General features: G+C 66.5%; 14 protein-coding genes and 1 pseudogene. 11 read left to right on the plus strand and 4 right to left on the minus strand.

The genetic code is table 11. From position 1 onward, the window contains the following. Positions 1–56 precede the first annotated feature (56 nt). The 3 genes from AC1DIX_RS16025 to tldD all read left to right on the plus strand — a co-directional run bounded on the left by AC1DIX_RS16025 (position 57) and on the right by tldD (position 6,761). The gene (locus AC1DIX_RS16025) at positions 57–4,394 is read left to right on the plus strand and encodes a YhdP family protein (RefSeq protein ID WP_477325649.1); all 4,338 of its coding nucleotides are present in this window, start codon (positions 57–59) and stop codon (positions 4,392–4,394) included. Continuing rightward, positions 4,394–5,197: a carbon-nitrogen hydrolase family protein gene (locus tag AC1DIX_RS16030; RefSeq protein ID WP_477325651.1), complete on the plus strand. Its 804-nt coding sequence runs from the start codon at positions 4,394–4,396 to the stop codon at positions 5,195–5,197. The genes AC1DIX_RS16025 and AC1DIX_RS16030 overlap by 1 nt, the downstream gene beginning before the upstream one ends. Positions 5,198–5,300: 103 nt before the next feature. Continuing rightward, positions 5,301–6,761, plus strand: coding sequence for a metalloprotease TldD (gene tldD / locus AC1DIX_RS16035; RefSeq protein ID WP_477325653.1), 1,461 nt, complete (start codon positions 5,301–5,303; stop codon positions 6,759–6,761). A 74-nt stretch (positions 6,762–6,835) separates the two neighbouring features. On the opposite strand, the gene AC1DIX_RS16040 is transcribed toward tldD, so the two are convergent. Beyond that, positions 6,836–9,694: a TonB-dependent receptor gene (locus AC1DIX_RS16040; RefSeq protein WP_477325655.1), complete on the minus strand. Its 2,859-nt coding sequence runs from the start codon at positions 9,692–9,694 to the stop codon at positions 6,836–6,838. Positions 9,695–10,135: 441 nt separating this feature from the next. Between AC1DIX_RS16040 and aroG the strand changes: the two genes are divergently transcribed. After that, a complete protein-coding gene (aroG, locus tag AC1DIX_RS16045) occupies positions 10,136–11,194 on the plus strand; it encodes a 3-deoxy-7-phosphoheptulonate synthase AroG (RefSeq protein WP_477325657.1) in 1,059 nt (352 codons plus the stop codon). Here aroG and AC1DIX_RS16050 read toward each other — a convergent pair. From AC1DIX_RS16050 to AC1DIX_RS16060, 3 genes are all read right to left on the minus strand, one after another. Next, positions 11,185–13,203, minus strand: coding sequence for a putative bifunctional diguanylate cyclase/phosphodiesterase (locus tag AC1DIX_RS16050; RefSeq protein ID WP_477325659.1), 2,019 nt, complete (start codon positions 13,201–13,203; stop codon positions 11,185–11,187). The two genes, aroG and AC1DIX_RS16050, sit on opposite strands and share 10 nt — an antisense overlap. After that, positions 13,200–13,742 (minus strand): heme NO-binding domain-containing protein, encoded by a 543-nt coding sequence (locus AC1DIX_RS16055; protein WP_477325661.1) that lies wholly within the window; start codon positions 13,740–13,742, stop codon positions 13,200–13,202. Before AC1DIX_RS16055 ends, AC1DIX_RS16050 begins: the two co-directional genes overlap by 4 nt. Positions 13,743–13,916: 174 nt before the next feature. Continuing rightward, positions 13,917–16,691 carry a TonB-dependent receptor gene (locus AC1DIX_RS16060; protein ID WP_477325663.1) on the minus strand — a complete coding sequence of 925 codons (2,775 nt, stop codon included), beginning with the start codon at positions 16,689–16,691 and terminating at the stop codon, positions 13,917–13,919. A gap of 322 nt (positions 16,692–17,013) precedes the next feature. Between AC1DIX_RS16060 and AC1DIX_RS16065 the strand changes: the two genes are divergently transcribed. From AC1DIX_RS16065 to AC1DIX_RS16095, 7 genes and pseudogenes are all read left to right on the plus strand, one after another. After that, positions 17,014–17,952, plus strand: coding sequence for an ABC transporter permease (locus AC1DIX_RS16065; protein WP_477249834.1), 939 nt, complete (start codon positions 17,014–17,016; stop codon positions 17,950–17,952). A gap of 22 nt (positions 17,953–17,974) precedes the next feature. Beyond that, positions 17,975–18,991 carry an ABC transporter permease gene (locus AC1DIX_RS16070; protein ID WP_477325665.1) on the plus strand — a complete coding sequence of 339 codons (1,017 nt, stop codon included), beginning with the start codon at positions 17,975–17,977 and terminating at the stop codon, positions 18,989–18,991. Between the two features lie 6 nt (positions 18,992–18,997). Then, entirely contained in the window at positions 18,998–20,686 is a 1,689-nt protein-coding gene (locus AC1DIX_RS16075; protein ID WP_477325667.1) for an ABC transporter ATP-binding protein, read from the plus strand. Between the two features lie 224 nt (positions 20,687–20,910). Next, on the plus strand, positions 20,911–21,861 hold the full coding sequence (locus tag AC1DIX_RS16080; RefSeq protein WP_442122713.1) for a VTT domain-containing protein: 951 nt from the start codon (positions 20,911–20,913) through the stop codon (positions 21,859–21,861). A 168-nt stretch (positions 21,862–22,029) separates the two neighbouring features. Next, a complete protein-coding gene (locus AC1DIX_RS16085; protein WP_477325669.1) occupies positions 22,030–23,082 on the plus strand; it encodes a glucokinase in 1,053 nt (350 codons plus the stop codon). A gap of 348 nt (positions 23,083–23,430) precedes the next feature. Further along, positions 23,431–24,084 (plus strand): SMC-Scp complex subunit ScpB, encoded by a 654-nt coding sequence (gene scpB, locus AC1DIX_RS16090; RefSeq protein ID WP_442122715.1) that lies wholly within the window; start codon positions 23,431–23,433, stop codon positions 24,082–24,084. A gap of 11 nt (positions 24,085–24,095) precedes the next feature. Then, positions 24,096–24,550 (plus strand): annotated as a pseudogene (locus AC1DIX_RS16095) (23S rRNA pseudouridylate synthase B); the annotation flags it as partial.

Below are 24,550 nucleotides of genomic sequence, written 5' to 3' on the forward strand. Positions count from 1 at the left end.
GCGATTGTTGCAAGCGCTTCTCTTATTGATGAAATAATTTACGGCGAAGCCTTTATTTGAGCATCCTGATGCACAACCCGGAACAGCAGGGCGGACGAGAGGACGAGGACCGGCACGCGGCAGACGCCCGTGTCGCGGATGCGCCTGCGCCTTCCGAATCCGCATCCGGCCCCGCGTCCGATTCGCCTGCGGCCCACGCCCACCTGCCGCTGTCCGAGCGCTGGCACCGCCTGCAGGCCGCCTACCGCTATGCCAACCTGGCTTCGCACCATGTGCTCGGCTTCACGGTGAAGGCGGTCCTGCTCGCCTATTTCACCTTCATGCTGCTGTTCCTGGCGCTGCGCTGGGCGGTGCTGCCGAACATCGACCTGTACAAGCCCGACATCGAGCGCGCCGCCAGCCGCGTGCTCGGCAACCAGGTCACGATCGCCCGCGTCTACGCCTCCTGGCGCGGACTGCATCCCAGCCTCTTCCTCGGCGACGTCCACCTGCGCGACCGCGAAGGGCGCCAGCTGCTGGCGCTGCCCTCGGTATCGGCGACCCTGTCCTGGTGGTCGGTGGTGGCCGCCGAGCCGCGCTTCGAGAGCCTGGAAATCAACCGTCCCGAGCTCGACGTGCGCCGCACTGCGGACGGCGTGTTCTGGGTGGCCGGCGTGCGCATCGACCCGAAGCAGAAGAAGGAGGAGGGCGGCGGCGGCGCCGACTGGCTGCTGCGCCAGCACGAGATCGTGGTGCGCGAGGGCCGCCTGTCCTGGACCGACGAGCTGCGCGGCGCACCCGTGCTGCAGTTGTCGAACCTCACCATGGTGCTGGAAAACCGCTGGAAGGCGCACCGTTTGGCCCTGCGTGCCACGCCGCCGGCCGGGGTCTCCGATCCGCTCGACGTGCGCGTCCGCTTCACTCATCCGGCCTTCGGCGCCAAGGCCTCCGACGCCAGCCGCTGGAAGGGCGAGCTGTACGCCGACCTGCGCAATACCGACCTGGCCAGCTGGAAGCAGTACATCAGCTATCCCTTCAACGTCGATGCCGGCCGCGGCTCGGTGCGCGCCTGGATCAATTTCGACCAGGCCCGCCTGGCCGGCTTTACCGCCGACCTCGCGCTGGCCGGGGTCAGTGCCCGCCTGGCGGCCGATGCGCCGCCGCTGCAGCTGGCGCGGGTCTCCGGACGGCTGTCGGCGCGCGAAGAGATCAAGCCCGGCGTCCAGGAAGGCAAGCCGACCTTCGGCGCGCTCGGCCACAGCATCGGGGTCGAGAATTTCGCGGTCGTCACCCGCGACGGCGTGGTGCTGCCCCCGGCCACGCTGAGCGAGACCTGGCGTCCGGCGGCGCACGGCAAGCCGGAGCGCTTCGAGGTGCGTGCCGACCAGGTCGACCTTGGCGCCCTGGCCACCTTGGCGGCCCAGATGCCGCTGGCGCCGCAGCTGCGCGAACTGCTGACCGCGCTGGCGCCGCGCGGCCGCCTGACCGACGTCGACGCCGAATGGGATGGCAGCCTGCCGCGGCCGGCCGCCTGGCGCCTGCGCGGCCAGGTCGACGGTTTCGGCATCGAGCCGCTGGCGGCGCGTCCGGCCCAGCCGGCCGAGGGCGCCAACCCGGCCCGCCCGGCGCGCGCGGCGGTGCCGGGCGTACGTAACCTGAGCGGCAGCATCGACGCCAGCGACCGCGGCGGCAGCCTGAACATCGCCTCCGAAAAGATGGCGCTGGCGCTGCCGGCCTGGTTCGCGGAAGCCGACCTGCCGTTCGACGATCTGGGCCTGCGCGCGCGCTGGTCCTACCCGCAGGACGATCAATTGCTGGTCGAAGTCGACGGCTTCAATTTCACCCGGGGCAGCCTGAAGGGCTCGCTGTCGGGCCGCCACCTGCTGCCGCTGAACGAACACCGCGACGGCGTCAAGGGCCCGGGCAGCGCCGACTTTTCCGGCACCGTGGACGGCTTCGACATCGCCACCATCGGCCGCTGGCTGCCGCTGGTGACCCACGAAGGCCTGCGCGATTGGCTGACCGGCGCGCTGCAGGGCGGCACCCTGCGCGACGCCAGGGTGCGCCTGCGCGGCGAACTCGCCCACTTCCCCTTCCACGGCGACACCGCGGCCGAGCGCGCGCGCGGCGAATTCCGCGTCAGCGGCCGCATCGACAACGGCAAGCTCGAGTACGCGCCGACCCACCGCGCGGCCGACGGCAAGACCCCGCTGTGGCCTCTGGCCGAGAACATCAACGGCTCCATCGTGTTCGACCGCGCGCGCATGGAAATCCGTGCCGAGACCGCCCGCACCCTCGGCCTGAACCTGAGCAATGTGCGCGCCGTGATCCCCGAACTGGGCGCCCACGCGTCGATGCTCGACATCGACGGCACCGCCGCCGGCCAGCTGCAGGAATTCCTGCGCTACGTGGCGAGCAGCCCGGTGCTGGAATGGATCGGCCACTTCACGGAAAACACCAAGGGCACCGGCGGCGCGCGCCTGGGCCTGAAACTGCACCTGCCGCTGGCGGACCTGCACGAGACCAAGGTGCAAGGCGCGCTGCAGCTGCAGAACAACGACATCACCCTGTTCCCGGAACTGCCGCCGGTCCAGGCCGCGCTCGGCAAGGTCGAATTCACCGAACACGGCGTGAACCTGAACGGCATCGGCGCCAGCTTCCTGGGCGGGCCGCTGCAGCTGTCCGGCGGCACCCAGCGCGACGGCGCCATCGTGATCCGCATGGCCGGCACCGCCACCGCCGATGGCATGCGCGCGACGAGCTCGCTGCCGGCCCTGCAGCGCCTGGCCGGCAAGCTGTCCGGCGGCGCCCGCTTCGGCGGCTCGGTGACGGTCAGGGACCGCCAGGCCCAGATCGTGCTCGACTCGAACCTGGCCGGCCTCGGCGTCGAATTGCCGGCCCCGCTGAACAAGCCGGCCGCCGACGCGCTGCCGCTGCACTTCACCCTCACCGGCCAGCCGACTGGGGAAAACGGCGTGGCCCACGACGAGATCCGCGTCGCCCTCGGCAGCACGATGGCGGCGCGCTACGTGCGCGAGCGCCAGCCCCACGGTCCCTGGATCGTCAAACGCGGCGGCATCGGCGTGAACGTGCCGGCGCCGGAGCCGGACAGCGGCATGATGATCAACGTCGACATGAAATCGGTGAACGTCGACCGCTGGCTGGCGGCGGCATCGAGCATCGCCGGATCTGCCGAGGCATCCGGCCAGGGCGCGGCTTCGCTTGATGCCGGCGGCGGCATGGCCCAGTACGTGGTGCCGGACCTGATCGGCGCGCGCGCCGGCGAACTGGTGATCGGCGAGCGCTCGCTGCACGACGTGGTGCTGGGCGTGTCGCACCAGCCGGGCGTGTGGCAGGCGAGCGTCGATTCGCGCCAGATCACCGGCTGGGTCACCTGGGATGAAGCCCGGAACGGCCAACTGTCGGGCAAGGTGACGGCGCGCCTGGCCTCGCTGGACATCCCGGAATCCTCGGCCAGGGAAGTCAAGGATCTGCTGGAAGCGGGCAAGGACCCGGGCGCCAACATCCCGGGCCTGGACATCGTGGCCGAGCGCTTCGAGTTGTTCGACAAGCAGTTCGGCCGCCTGGAGCTGGTGGCCAGCAATGCCCAGGCCCTGGCCGGGCGCGAATGGCGCATCGAGCGGCTGGCCATCACCAATCCGGACGGCCAGCTGAAGGCCAACGGACGCTGGCTGACGCGCGACGGCAAGAGCAATACCGCGCTCAACTTCAATCTCGACATCAGCGATGCCGGCCGCCTGCTCGACCGCCTCGGCTTCCCCGGCACCCTGCGCCGCGGCAAGGGCTCGCTGTCGGGCGACATCTCCTGGGCCGGGCTGCCGTATTCGCTCGACATCCCGAGCCTCTCGGGCCAGCTGCAGATGAACGTCGAGGACGGCCAGTTCCTCAAGAAGGACCCGGGCGCGGCCAAGCTGCTCGGCGTGCTGAGCCTGCAGATGCTGCCGCGCATGCTCAAGCTCGACTTCCACGACGTGTTCTCGGAAGGCCTGGCCTTCGACGGCATCACCGCCAACGCCATGATCTCGCGCGGGGTGGTGCACACCGATAATCTTAAAATGCACGGGGTGGCGGCCACGGTGCTGATGGACGGCAGCGCCGACATCGCCAACGAATCGACCAACCTGCACGTGGTGGTGATCCCGGAATTCAACCTCGGCACCGGACCGCTGGTGTACGCGCTGGCGGTCAACCCCGTCATCGGCCTGGGCAGCTACCTGGCCCAGCTCTTCCTGAGGGCGCCGGTGATGAAGGCGCTGACCTACCACATGCAGGTGACCGGTCCGTGGAAGTCGCCCAATGTGATCAAGCTCGACACCCAGGCGGCGAATGCGGCGGCCACCGTCGCGGGCAATCCGGCGCCGCCTGCGCAAACCGCGAAGAAGAAAGGCCAATGATGAGCAAGACGACAGTCGCAGCAGTGCAGATGGTGTCCTCACCGGACGTCGACGAAAACCTGGAAACCGCGCGCCGCCTGCTGGCGGAAGCCGCCGGCAAGGGCGCGAAGCTGGTGACCCTGCCGGAGTACTGGCCGATCATGGGCATGTCGGATTCGGACAAGGTCGGCCACGCCGAACAGGCGGGCCAGGGCCCGATCCAGGAATTCATGGCGGCGCAGGCGCGCGAGCACGGTTTCTGGCTGATCGGCGGCACCTTGCCGCTGGTGTCGCCGGAAGCGGGCCGCGTCCTCAACACCACCCTGGTCTACGATCCGGAAGGCAAGCCGGCCAGCCGTTACGACAAGATCCACCTGTTCGGCTTCACCCGCGGCCAGGAGAGCTACGACGAAGCGCGCACCATCGTGCCCGGCGAAGCCGTCGGCAGCTTCGAAGCGCCGTTCGGCAAGGTCGGCCTGTCGGTCTGCTACGACCTGCGCTTCCCGGAACTGTACCGGGCGATGGGCGAGGTCGCCCTGATCGTGGTGCCGGCCGCCTTCACCCATACCACCGGCATGGCCCACTGGGAAGTGCTGCTGCGCGCCCGCGCCATCGAAAACCAGTGCTATGTGCTGGCCTCGGCCCAGGGCGGCACCCATCGCAACGGCCGCCGCACCTTCGGCCACAGCATGCTGATCGGGCCCTGGGGCGAGGTGATCGGCCAGCTGCCGGAGGGTGAAGGCGTGGTTGTCGGCGAGATCGATACGAACGTCCTGGCCGAAGTCCGTCAGAGCCTGCCCGCGCTGAAACACCGCAAACTGTAATCATGGTCGTGCGTGGGCACACCGTGCCCACGCGAACGCAGCCAAACGCGAACGCCGGCGCGATATGGCAAAATGCCCCTATCCTTACCAGAAAGACCTGAACATGAAGCCATTCGAACCGAATCTTTCCTCCCTCGCCGTCGCGCGCGACGTGCTGTTGACGCCGTTCGGGCTCGACGAAGGCAAGCTCATCACCACGCTCGGAACGATGTTCACGCACAAGGTCGACTATGCCGACCTGTACTTCCAGTTCACCAAGAGCGAAGGCTGGAGCCTGGAAGAGGGCATCGTCAAGAGCGGCAGCTTCTCGATCGACCAGGGCGTGGGCGTGCGCGCCGTGTCCGGCGACAAGACCGCCTTTTCCTATTCCGACGAGATCTCGCAGGCCGCGCTGCTCGACGCCGCCGCGGCCACCCGCACCATCGCCCGTGCCGGCGCCGGCCGCGTGAAGGTCGCCTCCAGCATCCAGCCGAGCGGCGGCCGCTCGCTCTACCTGCCGCACGATCCGCTGAATTCCCTCGACGCCACCGCCAAGGTGAAACTGCTCGAGCGCATCGAGAAGATCGCGCGCGCCAAGGATCCGCGCGTGGTGCAGGTGATGGCCGGCCTGGCCGGCGAATACGACGTGGTGCTGGTGGTGCGTAGCGACGGCGTGCTGGCGGCCGACATCCGTCCGCTGGTGCGCGTGTCCGTCACCGTCATCGCCGAGCAGGACGGCCGCCGCGAGATGGGCTCGTCCGGCGGCGGCGGCCGCTACGACTACAGCTATTTCAGCGACGAGCTGCTGGACAAATATGCCGACGAAGCCGTGCAGGCGGCCCTGGTCAACCTCGAGGCGCGTCCGGCCCCGGCCGGTCCGATGACCGTCGTGCTCGGCCCGGGCTGGCCCGGCGTGCTGCTGCACGAAGCGGTGGGCCACGGCCTGGAAGGCGACTTCAACCGCAAGGGCTCGTCCTCGTATTCGGGCATGATCGGCCAGCGCGTCGCCGCCAAGGGCGTGACCGTGGTCGACGACGGCACCCTGAAGGACCGCCGCGGCTCGCTCAATATGGACGACGAAGGCAACCCGACCCAGTGCACCACGCTGATCGAGGACGGCATCCTGAAGGGCTATATCCAGGACACCATGAACGCGCGCCTGATGAAGATGCCGGTCACCGGCAACGCGCGCCGCGAATCCTTCGCCCACCTGCCGATGCCGCGCATGACCAACACCTATATGCTGGCCGGCGACAAGGATCCCCAGGAGATCCTGGCCTCGGTCAAGAACGGCATCTACGCGGTCAACTTCGGTGGCGGCCAGGTCGACATCACCAACGGCAAGTTCGTGTTCTCGGCCAGCGAAGCCTATATGATCGAGRACGGCAAGGTGACCTATCCGGTGAAGGGCGCGACCCTGATCGGCAACGGCCCGGACGTGATGAACCGCATCTCGATGATCGGCAACGACATGCGCCTGGACTCCGGCGTGGGCGTGTGCGGCAAGGAAGGCCAGAGCGTCCCGGTGGGCGTGGGCCAGCCGACCCTGCGCATCGATGGCGTGACGGTGGGTGGTACGGCTTGATCGACAGCCCCCGCCACACGAAAAATGCCCGCATCGCTGCGGGCATTTTTGTTTTTGCGCGGTGTATCAGCCGCTCACTGGAAAGTATACCGCGCCCCCAGCGTGAACAAGCGCCCCCGCGCGCCTTCGAAGTCGAGCGGGTTGTACGACTGGGCGCCGTAGGTCAGCGGGTCGAGCGGCGCGACCTTGTCGAACAGGTTCTGGATCGAACCGAAGACCTCCCAATCCTTCAGCGGCTTCCAGCGTGCCACCAGGTCCCAGCTCGTGAACGAGGGCAGTTCGCAGCTGCCGTTCGGGGCGTTGGCGCCGCTGTCGAAGGTCACTGCGCAGGCGTCGCCGCGGAACAGGGTGTTCTGGATCCGGCCGCGGAAGTTGGCGTTGAGGGAGACCCGCCAGTCGTTGCGCTCCCAGCCGAAACGCAGGTTCATCTTGTTGTCCGGTGTGCCGGTGCAGTTGGTCACGTCGCAGTTGCCGTGGGTGCCGGCGTACTCGGTCCTGCTGCCGTCCTGCTCGGTGCGCAGCCATTCGAACAGGCGGGTGTACTTGACGTCGACGGTCGCCAGCCCGTAGTCGTCCGGCAGGCGCTGGGCGTAGCGCGCATCGACGTCGAGGCCGCGCACCTTGGTCTGGTTCGAGTTCACGTAGCGCGTCAGCACCGCGGTGATCGGGCCGGGGTCGCCGGGAATGGCGCTGACGTTGGTGGGGTCGCGCGCCACGCTGCCGGCGGCGATGGCGGAGGCGACCTGTTCCTGGTTGATCTCGTTCTTGCGCTTGATCTTCCAGTAGTCGACCGAGATGCTGGTGCGCGGCAGCGGATCCCAGATCACGCCCAGTGAGTAGTTGCGCGAGCGCTCGGGCGACAGCTTGGGGTTGGGCGAGGTGATCAGGGCGACCGAGGCCGGGTTGCAGGCGCTGGCGATGCCCAGGGCGCAGCGCACCGGGTCGGCGGCGGTCGAGTACGCGGCCAGGCCGCCGCGTCCGTTCTCGGCGAAGCTCGGCGCACGGAAGCCGCGCGCGAAGGTGCCGCGCAGGGCGAACTCGCGCACCGGCGTCCACTTCAGGCCGGCCTTCGGTGTATAGGAGTTGCCGACGTCGGTGAAGTGGTCCCAGCGCAGGGCCAGCGAAGCTTCGACCTTGTAGGGCAGGGGCACCAGCGCCTCGCCGTAGAGGGCGAACACGTTGCGCGCGCCTTCGTAGGCGGAATAGCCGAGGCCGATGATGTTGCCGCGCTCCGTGCCGCTGGTCGGCTGCAGCTCGGTCGCCTCGTGGCGCCATTCGGCGCCCAGTGCCAGGCCCAGCTTTCCTGCCAGGTAGGGAATGCCGTCGAATTCGCGCGTGGCCTTGACGTCGCCCTGCACCATCTTGGTGTTGGCGCGGTTGCCGATCGTCGGCGACAGCGCCGCATACAGCGCCGGCGAGTTCAGGCCGGCGTTCTCGCCGATGCGCCAGACGGTGCCCGGCGGCAGGGCCGCATAGGCCGGGCTGCCGGCGCGGGCGGCGGCGACGTTCGCCGCGCTCGGGTCGAGCAGGGCGAAGGCGACGTCGCGCTGCAGGAAGCCGTTCTGGGTGTTGTTGACGTGGTTGTGAGAGAACAGGATCGCCGTGTCCCAGTCCCAGCCGTAGTTGCTGCCCTTGGCGCCGCCGATCCAGCGGATGAAGTTGCCGTCGAGACGGGCGGTGCGCGGACCGACGTCGGCGGCCAGGTAGCGCAGGGTGGCGGGTGTGCCGGGGAAGGGATTGTCCGGATGGGTGGGGCCGAGGCGGACGATGCCGTTGTTGACCGGACCGCCCGGGAAACCGACCGAACCGCTGACCGTGGACGGCGTGGTCGAGGTGCTGGTCTGGCTGGTGTAGTAGTTGAGCTCGCTGTACGCCTGGATGTCCGGCGTGACCTGGAAGGTGCCGCGCGCGAAGAAGCTCAGGTTTTCCTGTTTCGGGATCAGCTGGTTGTAGAGCTGGGGCGCATCGATCAGACAGCCGCCGCCGGGGTCGCCCTGCGGGTGGCTGGTGAAGTTCGAGCAGGCCGCGGCCGGGATCAGGGTGCCGCGGTTGACGTAGTCGCCGGTCGAGCCCACCGGGTGCACGTTGCCGTTGATGGCGCTGCCGGCGGTGCCGCTGCCGGGAACGATGGCGCCGGTGCCGCCCAGGGCCTGTTCGGACGAATAGCCCCAGGGCCGCAGGTCGACCCGGCCGATCCAGTCGCGGTCGGCGCGGTCGCGGTACCAGATTTCGTCGAACTTCTTGTATTCGATGCTGAACAGGAAGTTGTAGCGGTCGGTGTCGAGGCTGCCGACGCCCTTGGTGAAGGCGATGTTGGTCTGCTTGCCGTCCCAGTCCTGGGTGAAGGCGCGCGAGACGCGCACCGTGTTGCCCTGGTAGTCCTTGCGCAGGATGACGTTGACCACGCCGGCGATGGCGTCGGAGCCGTAGATGGCCGAGGCGCCGTCCTTCAGCACCTCGATGCGCTCGACGGCGTCGCTCGGAATGATGTTGAGGTCGGCGAACTGCTTCTGGCCGTCGTCCGCCAGGCCGTAGGGCGCGATGCGGCGGCCGTTCAGCAGCACCAGGGTCGAGGCCGCGCCCAGGCCGCGCAGGGAGATGCCGGAAGCGCCGGCGGCGAAGCCGTTGCCGAAGCTGACCGGCACCGAGCCCTGGTTGTCGACCGCCAGGGTCTGCAGCAGCTCGGCCACGGTGGCCTTGCCGGAGCGCTCGATGTCGGCACGGTTGACGGTGATGACGGAGGACGCGGTCTCCGCCTCGGAGCGGCGGATGTTCGAGCCTGTGATTTCGACGCGCTGGATCGGCTTGGGCGCGGCTTCCTGCGCCTGGGCCGACAAGGGCAGCGCGGCCGGCAGCGCCAGCAGCGCCAGACCGGCAGCGCCGCCACTGGCGAACAGGCGGCGGATCGATCGGGATATCGAGGTTTCAGTCATTTCCAGACTCCAGTTGGCATTGATGGATTCCCTGCCCGGCTCGCGGAGGGCGCAAGTCGGCCGGGGCATATCCCGACTTTTGCATCGGAGCTGCATGGACGACTGACATCTCTCAACCGTGTTTGGCTTGCCCAGGTTGGATGTCTGCTTCACGCAACCGATCGACTGTCATGACGGTCGCACGCGACGGATAAAGAGCTTGCCAATGCTCATATATTGTTGTTATAGTCAACCGAACACCCTGGACCACACATGCGCCACACTGCCTTCTTTACCTTTTATTTTTGGTTTAGCCATTCCAGCCCGACGGCGGTGGAGTAGCGGCAGGTTCACGCATCAGCAGAACGAAGTCCGACGCAAGATTCCAGAAAAACCGCCAGCGATGGCGGTTTTTTCGTTTTCAGACCAGCTCAGCGCATCAACAGACAACGGAGAACAGCAATGCCCCGCACCGACGACCTACGCATCCGCGAAATGAAGGAACTGACGCCGCCGTCTCACCTGATCCGTGAGTTTCCGGTGACGGCGAACGCCGAGAACACCGCGGCTTCGGCGCGCGTGGCGCTGCACCGCATCCTGCACGGCCAGGACGATCGCCTGATGGTGGTGATCGGCCCGTGCTCGATCCATGACACGAAGGCGGCGGTGGAATACGCGCACCGCCTGGCGGAGCAGCGCCGCCGCTTCATCGGCGAACTCGAGATCGTGATGCGCGTGTATTTCGAGAAGCCGCGCACCACGGTGGGCTGGAAGGGCCTGATCAACGACCCCTACATGGACAACAGCTTCCGCATCAACGACGGTCTGCGCATGGCGCGCGAGCTGCTGCGCGACATCAACGAGCTGGGCCTGCCGGCCGGCACCGAGTTTCTTGACGTGATCAGCCCGCAGTACATCGCCGACCTGATCAGCTGGGGCGCGATCGGCGCCCGCACCACCGAATCGCAGGTGCACCGCGAGCTGGCTTCCGGCCTGTCCTGCCCGGTCGGCTTCAAGAACGGTACCGACGGCAACATCAAGATCGCGGCCGACGCCATCAAGGCGGCCTCCCAGCCCCACCATTTCCTGTCGGTGACCAAGGGCGGCCATTCGGCGATCGTGTCGACCGCCGGCAACGAGGATTGCCACATCATCCTGCGCGGCGGCAAGACCCCGAACTACGACGCCGCCAGCGTCGAGGACGCCTGCAAGCAACTGGCCGCGAACGGCCTCGCCGGCCGCCTGATGATCGACGCCTCGCACGCGAATTCGAGCAAGAATCCGCAGAACCAGGTGCCGGTGTGCGCCGACATCGCCGGCCAGATCGCGGGCGGCGACGACCGCATCGTCGGCGTGATGGTCGAGTCCCACCTGGTGGGTGGACGCCAGGACCTGGTGCCGGGCAAGGAGCTGGTCTACGGCCAGTCGGTCACCGACGGCTGCATCGACTGGGAGACCAGCGTGGGCGTGCTGGAAGGGCTGGCGCAGGCGGTGCGCCAGCGCCGGCTGCGTCAGGACTGAGCGCGCCCGGCCTGCGCCGCCAGCGCGGTGGCGGCCGCCTCGGAGTCGAGCGGCCGGTAGTAGAAGTAGCCTTGTACGAAATCGCTGCCCATATCACGCAGCAATTGCAGCTCGGCGTCGGTCTCGACGCCCTCCGCAACCACCTGCAGTTGCAGTGCGCGTGCCAGCATCAGCACCATCTCGACGATCTGGCGCTTGTCGTCATGGCGGTCGAGCAGGCTGACGAAGGAGCGGTCGATCTTGAGCGTGTCGATTGGCAGGCGGCGCAGATAGCTGAGCGAGGAATAACCGGTGCCGAAGTCGTCCAGGCTGACGCGCACCCCCAGTTCCTTCAACTGAACGAGTACGGCGAGTGCGTGTTCCGCATCCGCCATGACGGTGCTCTCGGTCAGCTCGAGCTTGAGGCTGGACGGCAGGATGCCGGTCTCGGCCAGAATCCGCCGCACCGCTTCCACCAGTTCGCCGCCGGCTAGCTGGATCGCGGACACGTTGACGCTCATGTCCAGCCGTGCGTCATGGCTCCGCTGCCACGCGGCCAGCTGCCGGCAGGCGCGTTCGAGCACCCAGGTGCCGATCGCCTCGATCAGGCCGGTTTCCTCGGCGACCGCGATGAATTCGCTGGGCGGCACCAGGCCATGCACCGGGTGCTTCCAGCGCAGCAAGGCCTCGAAGCCGCTGATCTCGCCGGAAACGGGTTTCACGATCGGCTGGTATTGCAGGAACAGCTGGCCTTGCGGCAGGGCGCCGCGCAAGTCCGCTTCGAGCTGCAGGCGGCGTACCGCGGCAAGCTGCATGGTCTGGTCGAACATGACCCAGCGGGCGCGTCCGTTCCGCTTGGCATGGTACATGGCGATGTCGGCGTCGCGCAGGATGTCCTCGACGTCGGTGTAACCGCTGGCACTGAGCGCGATGCCCACGCTGGCGGTGACGAACACGCGCAGCCCCGAGACGTCGAAGGGCTCGGCCAGCACGGCCATGATGCGTTCGGCGACCACGATCGCGTGCTCGGCGCTGCCGATGCGGTCCAGAAGGATCACGAATTCATCGCCGCCCAGGCGCGCGACCAGGTGCCCGTCCGCTATCGCGGCGTCGCGGACCACGAGGTCGGTCTGGCGCAGGCAGGCCGACAAACGGGCCGCTGTGCCGATGATCAGGTGATCGCCGGATTCATGGCCGAGACCGTCATTGATCGATTTGAAACGGTCCAGGTCGACGAACAGGACGGCGAAGTGGTTGTCCGGAGCACGTTGCGCACGCAGCAGGAGGTGTGCGAGGCGGTCCAGGAACAGCTTCCTGTTGCCCAGTTGGGTAAGCGGGTCGTGCAAGGCATCGTGTACCAGCTGGTCCTGGGCGCGGCGGCGTTCGATCACGCGCCCGAGCTGGGTGCCGATCTGCGCCATCAGGCGCAACAGCGAGTCGGCCGGCGCCTGCCGCTCGACACTGAAGAACTCGAGCACGGCCACCACTTCCGTGCCGATCATGACGGGGAATGCGAACAGCGAGGCAAAGCCGGCACGTGCGATTTCCGGCAGCCGCGGGATGTCCGCCTGGCTGGTCTCGCCGACGTCGATCCAGACGGGCGCGGCGTCCTGGACGACCTTTCCCGGCAGTCCTGTGCCGAGCGCGAACTCTTTTGCCTCGGTCAGCTCCCGCAGGTCGCGGACCGGGCCGGCAGCATCGCGCGGCATCGTGTCGTGCCATACGCTGGTCGAGTCGAAGCGGCGATTGCCTTCATGCGATGCGATCAGCCAGAGGTGGCCCAGAGGCCAGTTGGCATAGCGGCAGACTGCCTCGAGGGCGCGCTGCATCGCTTCGTGGACGCCCGCAGCTTCGTTGGCGGCGACCGCGATGCTTTCCAACAGGCTGATTTCCTGCTGGCGCTGGAACAGGTCGCGCAAACCGCGCTCGGCGATGGCCTCCGCTTCCTTGCGCGCCGCTACCTCACGTTTCAGTCGCCGTTCGAGCCGGGCAAGTTCCGCGCCGGGCTGTGGGTCGGCAAGAGGATTCATTGCGGCATCGTTCGCACATGAAACAAGCAGCGCTCGGCACCATGATGCATGCATTCGGTCTGCACGATGTCGGCCCGCTGGCCGTAGTACTCGGCAGCGCCTTGCATGAAGCCTTCGGCCAGCGCGCACAGGCGGCGCGGCGAGTTGTAGCCGATCGCGAGCAGATCGGACAGGCTGGTGTCGAAGTCGAACACCGGCGTCTGGGCGCCGGGATACAGCTTGCGCACTTCGGGATGGATGATGCTGTTCAGGGTAAGCAGGAAACTGCGCGGGTCCGCATGGTTGGCGAAGAATGCCGGATAGCGGGCGGCGAGCAGCGGCATGGCCTGGCGGCCGAACCAGCGCAGCACGTCCTCCTGGGGGAGCGCCAAGGTATCGGAAGCAACCTTCACCAGGGCGAAGATTTCGTCATCGCTGTAGCTGCCCAGCGAGGTATAGGCGCCGTCGAGTCCCGCGGCGTCGAGAAGATGGTCCCAGGCAGCGTCACCGTAGCTGTTGCTGACGACTTCCTCGAGGAGGTTGAATACGATGCCCTTCATCTTTTCCTTAAATTCGACAATTTTCTCAGAGCAATAATATTGCCCTAAATTAATAAAACTATCAAATTTAACGATGTTTTGGATGAACGTATTGTTGTAATAAAAACGGCGAACCGAGGTTCGCCGTTTGCTACATGCCTTGGGCCCCCGCTTTCGCGGGGGCGGCGTGCCACATTACATGGTCCAGCGCAGGCCGACCTTGAAGTAGCGGCCGATGGCGCCGCTGGCGTCCATCGGGTTGTAGCTCATGCCACCGTAGGTCAGCGGATCCAGCGGAGCAACCTTGTCGAACAGGTTCTGGATCGAGCCATAGATCTGCAGCTGGCGGGTCACGTTATAGCGTGCCGACAGGTCGACCGTGGTGAACGAAGCCAGGCGGCAGTCGCCAGGCGCCGGGTTGCCGTTCGCGAACTGCGAGGCGCACTTGTCGCCGGCGAAGTACACGTTCTGCATGTCGGCGCGGTAGTTGGCGGTCGCGGTCATGTTGAACTTCTGGCTGTAGTCCCACGAAGCGCTGAGGCTGATCTTGTCCTTCGGCGTACCGGCGCAGTTCGAGGTGTCGCAGTTGCCGTGGGTGCCGGCGTACTGGTAACGGGTGCCGCTCTTCTCGGCGCGTACCCACGATGCGATGTGGGTCCAGGTCAGGCCCACGACCGCGCGGCCGTAGTCGCCCAGCTTGACGCGCTGCTTGACGTCGAAGTCCACGCCCTTGATCTCGGTGAAGCTCGAGTTCTGGTAGGGTGCGTTCGACAGCAGCAGGGTGCCCGTGTTCGGGATCACGACGCCGTTCACGACCAGGTTGTTGTCGTTGCGGATCGCGGTCGGCAGGGCGGCTGCTTCGACGTAGGACAGYGGGTTGATCTCGTTTTCACGGCGGATCTTGAAGCCGTCCACGGACAGGCTGGTGTTGGCCAGCGGATCCCAGACCATGCCCAGGGTGTAGCCCTTCGAGGTTTCCGGCGACAGTTTCGGGTTGCCGACCTTGACCGCACCGATCGAGATCGCGCAGTCGGCCTGGGTTGCGCCGCCGGCTGCCGGAACGCCGCCCGGGCAGCGGACCGGATCGCGCACCGAGGAGCTGCCGGTGCTCTGCGACTCGACGCCGGCTTCGGCCGGACCCGGGGCGCGGAAGCCTTCCGAGTAGGTGCCGCGCAGGGCGAAGGTCTTCAGCGGGGTCCACTTGATGCCGACTTTCGGGGTGGTGGACGAGAAGTTCTTGTACTTGTCGTAGCGCAGTGCACCGGTCAGTTCGACGGTCTGGATCACAGGCGCAGCCACTTCGACGAAGACCGCCGAGATGTTCTGGTCGCCCTTCGCCGCCACGTAGGAGGAGTTGATCGAACCGTCGGCGGTGCCCGACAGCGACGGGTTGTCCAGCGACTCGCGGCGGTGTTCGGCGCCGACCGCCAGGCCCATGGCGCCGCCCGGCAGCTGCATCAGCTCGCGCGAGGCCTTGAAGTCGACGATGTCGAGCTTGGTGGTCGAATGCGAGGTCGCATTGGTCACCATCGCGGCGTACAGCGAGGCCGGATTCTTGCTGGCCTGGGTGCCGATGTAGTACGGGAAATACTGGCTGGACGGGTTGCCCAGGGCGGCCTGCAGCACCTTCATGTTGATCATGTTGCTGTAGTTCAGATCCAGCTTCGACATCGAATGCAGGTAGGCGGTGTCGAAGTCCCAGCCGTATTTCTGGCCCTTGATGCCGATCACGAAGCGGTTGAAGGCATTGTCCACCGAGCGGGTGCTGGGGCCGACGTCGAACATCGAGTAGCGCAGGCGCACGTCGGCGCCGTACGGGTTCTGCGGATGATTGGCCGACATCAGGATCGTGTTGCCGTAGGCGATCACGCCGGTCGGGCTGGCCGCGTTCGGCGGGAAGGCGACGGTCGGGCTGGTCGACGGCGGGGTCAGGGTGAACGAGGTGTCGCGCTTGGAGTAGCCGGCTTCCGCGTACAGCTGCAGGCCGCCGTCCAGGTTCTTGGTGCCGCGCGCATACAGGTTCACGCCGTCGATATTCGGCTGCATCGAGCGGAACTGGTCCTGGTACCACAGGCAGCCGCCGGCCGGGTCCTGGTTGACCACCGGCGAGAACTGCGAGCAGCCCGGCAGCGACACATAGTTGCCGGTCTTCGGATCGCGCAGGGCGCCGGTCGGGGTCGGGCTGGAAGCGCCCGGCGTGATGTAGCCGCCGGCGAACTGGCTGTTGGCCGCATAGCCCCACGGGCGGATGTCGCCCTGGCCGATCCACTTGCGGCCGGCGCGGTCCTTGTTCATCAGCTCGTGGTTGCCGTAGACCTCGAGGTTGGTCATGACGTTGAAGCCGTCGGTGTCGAGGTCGCCCTTGCCCCAGGTCAGGGTGCCCTTGGCCACTTCGCCGTCGCGGTAGCGCGACTCGCCCAGCTCGCCCTTGGCGACCAGGCCGGTGAAGTCCTTGCGCAGGATGATGTTGACCACGCCGGCGATCGCGTCCGCGCCGTAGATCGAGGACGCGCCGTCCTTCAGGATCTCGATGCGTTCCACCGCTTCCATCGGCACGGTCGACAGGTCGGTGAAGCTCTTCTGGCCGTCGTCGGCGCGCGCGAACGGGGCCATGCGGCGGCCGTTCAGCAGCACCAGGGTCGAGGTCGCGCCCAGGCCGCGCAGCGAGATCGCGGTCGAGCCGGCGGCGAAACCGTTGCCGAAGCCGGTCGGCAGCGAACCGGCGCCGTCGGCGGTCAGGGTCTGCAGGTATTCGGCGACGGTGCCCTTGCCGGACTTGGCCAGGTCTTCGCGGGTGACCACCTGGACCGGCGAGGCGGTTTCGGCGGTGGCACGCTTGATGCTCGAGCCCGTGACTTCGACACGCTGCATCGGGGCGGACGAGGTGTCCTGCGCCATCGCGGCGGCGCCGAACGCCACGTAGGCGACGGCGAAGGAGACTGCTTGGGCTACAGCTTTTCTTTTATACATTCCAACTCCAAGAAATGGTCTGATGAATCGGTCCACACATGCATATGCTTTTTTGTCAATCTTTGGCATGCATATGCCAAGGAATGCGAGCACTAGAGGTAACCAATGGTGGTCCGGTGAGAAATTAGAATTTTTTCACCTTACGGAGGCTCATCAGATCATTCCTGTCCTTACAGTGTCAATATGAATGGATATGAATTCTTCGTAACATTGCGGAAATGCCACACTTGTATGTATTTTCCCTGTTAGGTGGTGGGAGATTTTTTTCTCTGCAACATTCGGAAACTGTTCTATAGTTTCGTTTTTCACCCGGATTCCCCCGATGTTTGCTTATATCCTCCGGCGGCTGTGGCAAATGCTGCCGACCATGGCCGGCGTGGTGGTGCTGGTCTTCGTGCTGTTCAACTGGGTCGGCGGCGACCCGTCCTACCTGCTGGCGGGCAAGATGGCGGATGCGCAGGCGATCGCCAACATCCGCACCCAGCTCGGCCTGGACCAGCCCTGGTACGTGCAGCTCGGCATCTTCGTCAAGCAGATCCTKAGCTTTGATTTCGGCAATGCCTGGAGCACCGGCGAACCGGTCTCGCACATCCTGGCCACCCGGCTCGGCCCCTCGCTGACGGTGCTGGTGCCGCTGACCGTGCTGGAGACCCTGATCGGGATCGCGCTGGCGCTCGCCATCGCTTTCGTGCGCGGCTCGCTGACCGACCGCCTGGTGATGATCGCCTGCACGGTCGGCATGTCGATCTCGATCCTGGTCTACATCATCGTGTTCCAGTATGGACTGGCCTACAAGCTGGGGCTGTTTCCGGTGCAGGGCTGGGGCGACCATTTCCTCGAAAACCTGCTGCGCTACGCCACCTTGCCGATCCTGATCGGACTGACGGTGTCGGTGGCGCCCACCCTGCGCCTGTTCCGCAGCTTCGTGCTGGACGAAGTCGGGCAGGACTATGTGCGCACCGCGCGCGCCAAGGGCCTGTCGGAGCGGCGCATCGTCTGGGTCCACGTGCTGCGCAATGCGGCGATTCCGATCATCACCTACGTGATGGCGAACCTGCCGGCCCTCCTGATCGGCGCCTTCCTGCTGGAGCGCTTCTTCGGCATCCCGGGTATCGGACGTGAGGTGATCCTGGCGGTCGAGCGCAGCGACTTCCCGGTGATCAAGGCGATCACGGTCTACGTGGCCGCCGCCACCATGGTGTTCAACCTGCTGGCCGATCTGATGTACCAGGCGGTGGACCCGCGTGTCCAGCTAAAGTGATCTGCTCAAATGAGCAAATGAAATGACTCAAATGATCGAAAACGCTTCGCCCGGCCTGTGGGCGCTCGCCTGGCGCCGCCTGCGCGCCGACCGCATCGCCATGGCTTCGCTGGCGGTGGTGCTGATCTTCCTGCTGTCGGTGCTGCTGTCCGCCACCGGCCTGGTGGCCGCCGACTGGGAGGACGAAGTCGCGCTCAACTATGCGCCGCCGACCTTCGTCGGTCCCGATCCCGCGCTGGCGGCCCTGGGCCGTCCGTCCGCGCCCACGCCGCCGAATGCCTTCGATCCGCTGGCGGCCGATATCGCCGAACTGAGGACGGAGCTGGTCCGGCACGGCCATGCCACGCAGGCGGTCAAAGCCACGACCCTGCCTTTCGGCGCCGACAAATGGGGCCACGACATCGTTAAAAAAACCATCAAGGGCGGCCAGACCTCGATCGTGGTCGGTTTAGTGGCGGCCTTGGTTGCGGTGGCGCTGGGGACCCTGTTCGGCGCCGTCTCCGGCTTCTATGGCGGCAAGGTCGACGACCTGTTCAACTGGTTCTACAGCATCTTCACCTCGATTCCGTCGATCCTGATGATCCTGACGGTGGCCGCGGTGCTGCAGACCAAGGGCGTGCTGACCATCGTGCTGATCCTGGGGCTGACGGGATGGACCGGGCCCTACCGCCTGATCCGCGCCGAGTACATCAAGCACAAGGCCCGCGAATACGTGATGGCGGCGGACGCCATCGGCGCCTCGAGCTGGCGGCGGATGTTCTCGCACATCCTGCCGAACGTCTCGCACGTGGCGCTGGTGCAGATGTCGATCCTGGTGGTCGGCTTCATCAAGGCCGAAGTCATCCTGTCCTTCCTGGGCTTCGGCGTGCCGGTGGGCGTGGTGTCCTGGGGCAGCATGCTGAACGAGGCGCAGAATGAACTCATCCTGGGCAAGTGGTGGCAGCTGGCTGCCGCCGCCAGCGCGATGGCCCTGCTGGTGACGGCCTTCTCGCTGTTTGCCGACGCGCTGCGCGATGCGCTGGATCCGAAATTGAAGTGAGCCCGTATGACTTTTGATCAGCCATTGCTCGAGGTGCGCGACCTGCGCGTCTCCTTCCGCATCGACAAGAAGCGCACGTTCGAAGCCGTGAAGGGCATTTCCTTCAGCCTGCCGAAGAACGCCACCGTGGCCCTGGTGGGCGAGTCCGGCAGCGGCAAGTCGGTCAGCTCGCTGGCGGTGATGGGCCTGCTGCCTCGTGAAACCACGATCATGCACGAGGGCTCCTCGATCCGCTTCGACGGCCGCGAGCTGCTCGGGCAGTCGATCGAGGCGCGCCGCAAGCTGTGCGGCAAGGACATCGCGATGATCTTCCAGGAGCCGATGTCTTCGCTGAATCCGGTGTTCACGGTCGGCTTCCAGATCGGCGAAGTACTGCGCCAGCACCTGGGCATGGACAAGCGCCAGGCGCGCGCCCGCACGCTCGAGCTGCTGGACGAAGTCGGCATCCCCGACCCTGCAGCCAAGATCGACGCCTATCCGAGCCAGATGTCGGGCGGCCAGCAGCAGCGCGTGATGATCGCGATGGCGATCGCCTGCGAACCGCGCCTGCTGATCGCCGACGAGCCGACCACGGCGCTGGACGTGACGATCCAGAAGCAGATCATGGAACTGATCGCGGGGCTGCAGAAGAAGCACCAGATGTCGGTGCTGTTCATCACCCACGATCTCGGACTGGTGGGCGAGATTGCCGACCGCGTGATCGTGATGCGGCATGGCGAGGTGCGGGAGGAGGGGCCTGCTGCCCAGGTCTTGCATGCGCCATCCGACGCCTATACGCGTGCGCTGCTGCATTGCCGGCCGAAGCTGGACGAGCGGCCGGTGCGCCTGCCGGTCATCGACGATGTGCTGAGCGGGCGTTACTCTTCGGAGACCGTGCTGCCGCAGCGCTCGCGCGGCTATGCTGCTTCCGACGACAATGTGCTGGTGGTGGAAGGGCTGCAAAAAAGCTTCTGGCTGCGCGAAGGCCTGTTCGGCAAGCGCGAATTCAAGGCGGTGAAGGACGTGTCCTTCACGCTGCCGCGCGGGAAGACCCTGGGCGTGGTCGGCGAATCCGGTTCCGGCAAGACCACGGTCGGCCTGACCCTGCTGCGCCTGCACCGCGCCACCGGCGGCAGCGCCCTGTTCGAGGGCCGCGACCTGCTGGCGATGAGCGACCGCGAGTACCAGGCGTATAAACGGCGCATCCAGATCATCTTCCAGAATCCCTATGCCTCGCTGAACCCGCGCTTCACGGTCGGCCAGATCCTGCTGGAGCCGATGCGCATCCATCGCATCGGCTTGAATGATGCGGAACGCATCGAGCACGCCCACTATCTCTTGAGGCGGGTCGGGCTGCCGGAGCAGGCCTTCCACCGCTATCCGCACGAATTCTCCGGTGGCCAGCGCCAGCGCATCGCGATCGCGCGCTGCCTGACCATGAAGCCGGAGATCCTGGTGTGCGACGAGTCGGTGTCGGCGCTGGACGTCTCGGTCCAGGCCCAGGTGCTGAACCTGCTGCAGGACCTGCAGGACGAGTACAAGATGAGCTACATCTTCATCTCGCACGATTTATCCGTGGTCAAGTACATCTCCGACCGCGTGATGGTCATGCACCACGGCAGCGTGGTCGAGATGGCAGACTCGGACGAGCTCTACCGCAACCCCCGGCACCCCTACACCCAGACCTTGCTGAACGCCATCCCGCGCGGGGCCTGAGGCCGCGTCAAAAATTCGGGGTCAGAGCACATTTCCACTGAAATTCGGGGTCAGAGCGATTTTTCGGAACCGGGTCTTTAGGTGCGGTTGGCCGAGCTTCGGCATGGATTGCTTCAGTTAGCGCCGGGGCAAAAAGTGCTCTGACCCCGAATTTGTTGCGAAATGTGCTCTGACCCAGAATTTTTACGGGGGCGCGGGGCGGGCTTTTCCGATACCATATTGGCATGGCCTCGCTCTCCCATCTGATACACACCTATGGCGCGTTGATCGTGTTCGGCATCGTGCTGCTCGAACAGATCGGCCTGCCGATTCCCGCCTTCCCGGTGCTGATCATCGCCGGCGCGCTGGCGGTCGACAAGGGAGCCAACTGGCCGCTCTATTTGGCGGCCAGCATCGCCGCCTGCCTGATCAGCGATTATTTCTGGTTCCGCGCCGGCCGCTACTACGGCAAGCGCATTCTGCGCCTGCTGTGCAAGATTTCGCTGTCGCCGGATTCCTGTGTCAGCCAGACCGAGGACAATTTCAGCCGCTGGGGCGCGAAGTCGCTGGTGGTCGCCAAGTTCATCCCCGGCTTCAACACCATCGCCCCGCCGCTGGCCGGCGCCATGGGCACCACCACCCAGCGCTTCCTGTGGCTGTCGATGGCCGGCGGCCTGCTGTGGAGCGGCGTCGGCATGGGCCTGGGCGCCTGGTTCCATGGCAGCGTCGACGACGTCATCTCCTGGTTCGAGACCCTCGGCAGCACCGCGCTGATGGTGGTCGGCGCGCTGCTGGCCCTGTTCGTGTTGTTCAAGTACATCGAGCGCCGCCGCAACCTCGGCGCCGCCAACCTCCCGCGCATCACCACCGCCGAGCTGAAATCCCTGCTCGAGGCCGGCCACGACCCGCTGATCGTCGATGCCCGCGGCGTCACCGCGCGCCAGCTGGAGCAGGGCATCCCGGGCGCGCTGGTCTACGGCGACACCGTCCCGGAACGCCTGATGGCCAGCCTCGACCGCGACCGCCACATCGTCATCTACTGCAGCTGCCCGAACGACGTCACCGCGGCCCAGGTTGCGAAGACCTTCCTGGCCAACGGTTTCCACCACGCCCGTCCCCTGCGCGGCGGCCTCGACGCCTGGAACGCGGATTGCGCCGCCGAGGCGGACGTCGAACTCAAGCCGAAAGCCGGCTGAGCAAGCGTCTTTGCAGCCGAAGTTTGGTAGCTCGACTACTCATGAATCTCTGCAATATTTTGTGGGATTCCTAGCGAAACAAAGGCGGATGTACCTAAACTACAATAAGTGCTTGCGCTGAAGCCGAGAAGTCCTTAAGCTTCTGGAATCTGTTTCCGATTCCATGCCATGACTGTTGCGCCCGCATCCCCCGTTCTCCAGCCGTCCGCCGCTTCCCCGACCATGACCGCGGGGCATGCCAGCCCGCGCCTGCTCGCCGACATCGGCGGCACCAATGCGCGCTTCGCGCTGGAGCTGGGCCCGGGCCGCATCGCGCACATCGAAGTGCTGTCCTGCGCCAGCCACCCGACGCTGGCGGATGCCCTGCGCGCCTACCTGGCCCTACCGGCGGTGGCCGAGACGGTGGCCGGCTCGGGCACGGTGCGCCATGCGGCGATCGCGATCGCCAATCCGGTGCTGGGCGACATGGTGCGCATGACCAATCACCACTGGGAATTCTCGATCGAGGCGATGCGCCGCGAGTGCGGCTTCGATACCTTCGTGGTGGTGAACGATTTCGAGGCGCTGGCGATGGCCTTGCCCTGGCTGACGGACAGCGACAAGGTCCAGGTCGGCGGCGGCGCCCCGGGCGTGAATGCGCCGATCGGCCTGCTGGGCGCCGGCACCGGGCTCGGCGTGTCCGGCCTGATTCCGGCTCCGGACGGCAAGAGCTGGACCGCGCTGCGCAGCGAAGGCGGCCACGTCACCTTTTCTCCGGCCAACGACACCGAAATCGCGATCCTGCAGTATGCATGGCGCGAGTTCGAACACGTGTCGGCCGAGCGCCTGCTGTCCGGCGCCGGCGTCGAGCTGATCTACCGCGCGCTGGCCGAGCTGCGCGGGGCGGACGAGCCCGTGCTGGACGCGCCGGAGATTTCGCGCCGCGCCCTGGCCGGCGAATGCCCGCTGTGCGACGAGGTCGTCGAAGCCTTCTGCGGCATGCTGGGCACGGTAGCCGGCAACCTGGCCGTCACCCTGGGCGCCCAGGGCGGGGTCTACATCGGCGGCGGCATCGTGCCGCGCCTGGGCGAACGCTTTGCGCGCTCCTGCTTCCGCCGCCGCTTCGAGCAGAAGGGCCGCTTTGCCGCCTACCTGGCGGCGGTCCCGACCTATGTGATCACGGCCGAGTACCCGGCTTTCCTGGGCGTCTCCGCGATCCTGGCCGAACGCCTCGCCGCTTGAGCGGGCGCATCGCGGCGCATCGTCCGCCGTGCCGCGCTGCGCGCACCTGTTCGCGGCTTCTCCCTTTCCGGGTTTTATCGGGTACAATGGCCGCCAATCGGTAGAAACGATGTCGTCCTTCCTGCTCCAGCAGCGCCGTTTCTCCTGAAAGTCTATCTTTGCAGTCCGCTTTCCGGCGGGCTGCCGCGTGGCAGGCATGAGCCCCCACGGTATCCGCCCGGCGCCACTGCCGGGCCACGGAACCCAGTTTCAACGCGTACTGTCTCATTGGGGCGTAAGCTCCTGTGTCGCTGCAACGACACTTCGTGACCGTTGAAGCCGTTTGTGTTTGATGTTTTCTTTGCCGTTATGAACACTGATGAGGCCAAGAAGGTCCTCGAGACCGCCTTGCTGTGCGCGCGTGAGCCGATGACGATCCACGGCATGAAGAAACTGTTCGCCGACGTGGATGCGAACGGCCGCCAGATCGGCGCGGGCGTGGGCGCCGACACGATCAAGATTCTGCTGGAAGAACTGCGCCAGGACTGGCAGGACCGCGGCATCGAGATCGTCAGCCTGGCATCCGGCTGGCGCTTCCAGAGCCGGCCGGAAATGAAGCCTTACCTAGACCGGGTTGCCCCGGAAAAGCCGCCGAAGTATTCGCGTGCAACGCTGGAGACGCTGGCGATCATCGCCTACCGCCAGCCGGTCACGCGCGGCGACATCGAAGAGATCCGCGGCGTCGCCGTCAACTCGCAGACGATCAAGATGCTCGAGGACCGCGGCTGGATCGACGTGGTCGGCCACCGCGAGGTGCCGGGACGTCCGGCCCTGCTGGGCACGACCCGGCAGTTCCTCGACGACCTCGGCCTGGCCTCGCTGTCGCAGCTGCCGCCGCTGCAGGAAGTGGCGGACGGCACCGGTGGACGCAGTCTGGAAGCGCTGGAAGCGGCCTTGCAACAATTTGATGAACACGACCCTGCGACGCAACCGGTGGTTGATCTCGCGTCAGGTCAGCAATAACAACGAAACGAATGATGAATCCAACCGACAACACCGAGACGACCCCTGCCGAAGCAGGGCTGGAGGCGGCAGCCAAGCCGAAGCGCCGCACGCGCGCCCAGGCTGCAGCCGACGGCACGCAGCCGGAAGCCGACGCGAAACCCAAGCGCACCCGCAAGGCCGCCGCCAAGCCGGCTGCCGATATTCCGGAAGGCGCCGCGCCGGCAGCCGAGGCTCCTGCATCGCAGGATGCGAGCCCGGCCGCCAAGCCGGCCCGCAAGCCGCGTGCGAAAAAGGCCGATGCCGCGGAGGCCGTGAGCGCCCCGGCCGCCGAAGCCGCCCCGGCGCCCGCCGTCGATGCGGCCCAGGATGATGGCCAGCGCAAGCCGCGCGGTCCGCGCCAGATGCGCGAGCAGCGCCAGCAGCGGGAAGCCGTCGCTGCGGCCGCCGCGCCGCGCGGCCAGGCCGACGGCGCCGACGCCGTGGC

The organism is Massilia sp. 05N420, assembly GCF_056397205.1.

What these genes read in the sequence shown, in the direction of transcription:
- AC1DIX_RS16030 (WP_477325651.1), top strand. Translation starts at nt 4,394, where the DNA reads ATGAGCAAGACGACAGTCGCAGCAGTGCAGATGGTGTCCTCACCGGAC.
- AC1DIX_RS16040 (WP_477325655.1), bottom strand. Translation starts at nt 9,694, where the DNA reads ATGACTGAAACCTCGATATCCCGATCGATCCGCCGCCTGTTCGCCAGT.
- aroG (WP_477325657.1), top strand. Translation starts at nt 10,136, where the DNA reads ATGCCCCGCACCGACGACCTACGCATCCGCGAAATGAAGGAACTGACG.
- AC1DIX_RS16050 (WP_477325659.1), bottom strand. Translation starts at nt 13,203, where the DNA reads ATGAATCCTCTTGCCGACCCACAGCCCGGCGCGGAACTTGCCCGGCTC.
- AC1DIX_RS16055 (WP_477325661.1), bottom strand. Translation starts at nt 13,742, where the DNA reads ATGAAGGGCATCGTATTCAACCTCCTCGAGGAAGTCGTCAGCAACAGC.
- AC1DIX_RS16070 (WP_477325665.1), top strand. Translation starts at nt 17,975, where the DNA reads ATGACTCAAATGATCGAAAACGCTTCGCCCGGCCTGTGGGCGCTCGCC.
- AC1DIX_RS16075 (WP_477325667.1), top strand. Translation starts at nt 18,998, where the DNA reads ATGACTTTTGATCAGCCATTGCTCGAGGTGCGCGACCTGCGCGTCTCC.
- AC1DIX_RS16080 (WP_442122713.1), top strand. Translation starts at nt 20,911, where the DNA reads ATGGCCTCGCTCTCCCATCTGATACACACCTATGGCGCGTTGATCGTG.
- AC1DIX_RS16085 (WP_477325669.1), top strand. Translation starts at nt 22,030, where the DNA reads ATGACTGTTGCGCCCGCATCCCCCGTTCTCCAGCCGTCCGCCGCTTCC.
- scpB (WP_442122715.1), top strand. Translation starts at nt 23,431, where the DNA reads ATGAACACTGATGAGGCCAAGAAGGTCCTCGAGACCGCCTTGCTGTGC.